This window comes from Brevundimonas diminuta ATCC 11568, assembly GCF_000204035.1.
Lineage (GTDB): Bacteria > Pseudomonadota > Alphaproteobacteria > Caulobacterales > Caulobacteraceae > Brevundimonas > Brevundimonas diminuta.
This window is the reverse complement of record NZ_GL883086.1, coordinates 516995-519784: the sequence shown is the minus strand read 5'-3', so window position 1 is coordinate 519784 and position 2790 is coordinate 516995. Positions and strand designations below refer to the sequence as shown.

Here is a 2790-nt window from a genome sequence, read left to right as displayed (position 1 = left end):
ACGCGTCCAAACGCCAGGCTTGTTCTCATCTGTTAGACGTGCGCTGACCCATGCTGCGAAAGCCTCGTCAGCAATATTTTTGCGGGCATTCTGCAATTTTTTGAGCGGAGACTCTTTTTTCTTCGGTACGGCCTCTGACCGATCACCGCACAGCGGACACGGTGCATCCTTGATCTTCAGGGGGCGAAAGGTTCCTCCGAGGCGGTCCCGAAGCGGGTTGATTAATGTGCGAGGCAGCGCTTCGAATACTGAACGAAGAAGATCGACGTCCTCCTGGCGAAGGCCCATTCTATTAATAGGGAGCATCCGCCCGTCGGATTCAATAATTTTACCGTCTTGCCATTTGAAGTAGCGGCGAACATCGCCAAGGCACTGGGCAAAAAGGTCGCTATATTCTCGTTCAGGACGATTTGATACGACGTCCATAGCAATCCGGCGGATGCTATCGGCATCAAGGATGCTCCCTGAATCTTGCTGCAATCTCCAAGATTCAGAACGAATAACTTCCGCATCTTTCTTTGCGGTGAGACCCAAAATGACAATACGACGTAGAACGCCTGCTTCGGCATTGGCCGTAAGCCACACATCTTTCTTATCATGCCAAGTGAAGCAGGTTTGGCGATTGACCAGATATCGCTCCCAGAACTGGAGGGGGGCAATCGGGATGGCGGCTATTTCGGCAGGAAGTTCCTTATCATCGGATCGACTGGGAAGAGCTTTTGGAGGGAGGGATGGCACGCCCAGCCGCTTGATAATTGCTCGGACCTTGCGTTGGTCGTTCAGCGGGGTTTCGTCGTAGGTAACCTCAATCATGGTTCGGGCTCGAAGCATGTGTACGGTGTGTACGGATTGATGGGCGAGACTTAGCTGATATCCAGATCATACACACCATACACCCCCTGAGAGAACAGAACGCCGGATAGCTGGCGAAGGGACTAAATCTTATCAGGCCTTGCGTGGCGGGTTGCACGAAGCACCGCAATGCGTGTTAAGTTAGGGCTATCCCAACGCATCTTGCTTGGGTTCACATATCGGGTTCGACGATAGTTGAGCCGTTCACCCCTCCCCCCGCCTGGGTCATGGCGGGATGGGAGAACTGTGGTGAATACAATCGATATGCCCCTCGACCAGCTTGCGGAGCTGTTCGGCTATACGCCCAAGGGGCGTCCCCTCGACACGAAAGAGGTCGCCGACATTCTCGGCGTCCATCCCAACACCATCGACCAGTATCGGTTCAGGGGTGATGGCCCGCGCCATTTCAGCCCGCCCGGTACCCGTCGCGTCTGGTACGCCGAACGCGATGTGCTTGCCTGGCTCGCCTCAGGCGCCCGCCGAAGCACCAGTGACACCCTCACGGACTAAGACCCGCAAACCCTGAATACCTGTGTCGATCATGGGGAAGCGGAATGCGTCCAGTCGGTTCGCGGCCACCGGTGACGGGTCTCCTAGCCCGTCACTAGCCCCATTCGAGAAACGCGGCCGAGCGTTGAATGCGCCCAGCCGCTGAAATTGAACTCGATCACGCAGGGAGCCATCAGCCAACCCATTGAGATTGAAAGCCGATGACCACCCCTATTATCGGGCAGCCCCCCGAAGGTTCCCAACCTGCCGCCATGTCCGCCCGGATGGCGCAGTGGCTTCGTATTCCCCCTGAACTGCGCGAGCGTCGTCAGTGGGCCTTGGCGGGCGCGGACAAAGCACCTCTCGTTCTCCGCAACGGCAGACCCGTCAACGTCAGTGTCCATGAGGTGTCGTCGCTTATGGCATTTGATGAGGCGACGACGGAGGCGGCGGCTCGAAACCTCGACATTGGTTTTGTCATTACGGCGGGCGATCCGTTCACCTGCATCGACCTCGACGTGAAAACACAAGAAACGCACCCGAGCCGACCGGAAATCTGGACCACGCCGGAGCAGACTGCGCTGCACCAGAACGTCATTGAGCAGGCCGACAGCTATGCCGAGCGGTCGCGTTCCGGCCTCGGGTGGCACATCTGGGTGCGTGCCGACATCGGCACTGGAAAGCGGTCCCGCGATGGCGTTGAGATTTACAGTCGCGAACGGTTCATCATCTGCACCGGGGACGTCGTCCGCGATCTGCCCGTGGCGGAGCGCCAGCATTTTGCCGCCAACATGGCTTCGCAGATGCACCGGGAAGACCCAGGCGACCACGAACTGCGACCAGATCGGCCTGACGACGACCTCGGCGTCTGCATCGCGGCCATCGCCATCGAAGATAACGGTGAACTGGGGCTGCTGATGCGCGGCGACTGGGAGGGGCGGCAATACCCCTCCCAGTCAGAAGCTGACTTCGCGCTGATGATGATGCTGGCGCGGATGACCGAATCCAATGGCGCTTGTCGCGAGGCGTTCCGTCTGTCTGCATTGAGCAAGCGCACGGACAAGCCGAAAAAATACACTGACAAGCACCTTAATCTGACCCTCCGAAATGCAAGGGCGAAGTTGGCAGCGGAGGCCCACCATGCCGAGGTTGGCGAGCGGATCGCGAATGCATTGATGGGGGCTGGGCCACCGGACGCCGAACATCATTTTCGACTTCTCCGGGATGACGGCCTTGACCGCCTCCCGGCGCTTCGGTGGCTCGTGAAGCATATCATCCCCGATGCTGGTGTAGGAGCCATCTATGGGGACTCGGGAACCTTCAAGTCATTCCTGACCCTCGACCTGCTAGCGCATATTTCCAACGGACGGGAGTGGTTCGGTCAGCGCGTGAGGCCGGCTCCTGCCGTTTATGTGCCGTTCGAAGGACAGGGGGGCGTTCCGAACCGGG

General features: G+C 58.5%; 3 protein-coding genes. 2 read left to right on the top strand and 1 reads right to left on the bottom strand.

The window, feature by feature from the left end; all coding sequences use genetic code 11:
* Positions 1–813, bottom strand: an 813-nt coding sequence (locus BDIM_RS17865; RefSeq protein ID WP_169312130.1) for a hypothetical protein, incomplete at its 3' end; no start/stop codon positions are given.
* Positions 814–1116: 303 nt separating this feature from the next.
* Between BDIM_RS17865 and BDIM_RS06260 the strand changes: the two genes are divergently transcribed.
* Entirely contained in the window at positions 1117–1362 is a 246-nt protein-coding gene (locus tag BDIM_RS06260) for a helix-turn-helix transcriptional regulator (RefSeq protein ID WP_003164727.1), read from the top strand.
* Between the two features lie 200 nt (positions 1363–1562).
* The coding region (locus BDIM_RS17860; protein WP_169312129.1) for an AAA family ATPase at positions 1563–2790 on the top strand (1228 nt) is incomplete at its 3' end.

Excerpts from the sequence above, each read along its gene's own strand:
- BDIM_RS06260 (WP_003164727.1), top strand. The coding sequence starts at position 1,117 with ATGCCCCTCGACCAGCTTGCGGAGCTGTTCGGCTATACGCCCAAGGGG.